This is a genomic window from Candidatus Jidaibacter acanthamoeba (genome assembly GCF_000815465.1).
GTDB lineage: Bacteria > Pseudomonadota > Alphaproteobacteria > Rickettsiales > Midichloriaceae > Jidaibacter > Jidaibacter acanthamoebae.
In genome coordinates, this window is sequence record NZ_JSWE01000089.1 from 1 (window position 1) to 950 (window position 950).

General features: G+C 34.9%; 2 protein-coding genes. Both read left to right on the forward strand.

Features of this window, described 5'->3' with window-relative positions; translation table 11 throughout:
- A partial coding sequence (locus tag NF27_RS02850; protein WP_204367857.1) for an ankyrin repeat domain-containing protein occupies positions 1-347 on the forward strand: 347 nt, incomplete at its 5' end.
- Between the two features lie 284 nt (positions 348-631).
- Positions 632-949: a helix-turn-helix domain-containing protein gene (locus tag NF27_RS02855; protein ID WP_053332527.1), complete on the forward strand. Its 318-nt coding sequence runs from the start codon at positions 632-634 to the stop codon at positions 947-949.
- Position 950 lies beyond the last annotated feature (1 nt).

Consider the following 950-nt stretch of genomic DNA (forward strand, 5'->3'; position numbering starts at 1 on the left):
ATATAGCTTGCCGCAGCCTTATGCCACATTTTCACATAAATATTTATAATACCCTTGTTGAGACTTGGGAAACCTCATTAATTATAGCTGCATGTGCTGGATACATTGAGATAGCAAAACTTTTAATAAAATATCATGCTGAAGTGGATATCCAGGATATTGATGGTAAAACAGTATTACATTATGCTATAGACTCAGGCGAAAAGGAAATAGTCAAACTACTTTTAAAAAATGGTGCGAATATGCATACCCAAACGAAGTTAGGAATTTCTCCTTTTATGCTTGCCAGGGATACTAATTTACAAATTTTTCGATTATTTTTGGAGAGAGAAAATGTTTTAGTATAAAAAATATAACCATAACTAATTCGGTTAAAAAATAGGAGAAGTTTATATTAAGCCCAGAGCCTAAATCCAGGCAATAAAATATTACAAACAAGTACCTAGTATTTGTAACAAGAAGCTGGAAGCGCGATCTGGTTAAGCAGTAGAGTTGGAAAGAACATTTAAGAGAGAAACCCACTAAAATAGCATAAGCAACATTCCAATTAAATAAATCATTGAGGGTTTGGCTTTAGTAATGATGAGGGATAGAAAGAGAAAAGAAGGAAGAAGATAGAAAAGGAAAAATAATGGAAAGCTGCCTGAGATGTGGAGGGATGGAATTAAAGAAATATGGAAAAGCAAAAGGTAAGATAAGGAAGAAGTGCGCAAGATGTGGTTATCAGCAAACGCGAGATATTGCGAGAGGGAGGAGCCAAAGAGATAAAGCCCTAGCATTAGTACTATATTTATCAGGGTTATCAATGAATATGACCGGAAAGATAATAGGAGTTAGTACACAAACAATAATGAGGTGGATAAGAGCCTGGAGTGAGAAGTTAGGGCAATTGGTTGTGTTGCGAGAAATGAAATATGAAGGTAGGTATAAGGTAAGGCAAGCAACTTAAT

Coding starts and splice junctions, on each gene's coding strand:
- NF27_RS02855 (WP_053332527.1), top strand. CDS start 632: ATGGAAAGCTGCCTGAGATGTGGAGGGATGGAATTAAAGAAATATGGA.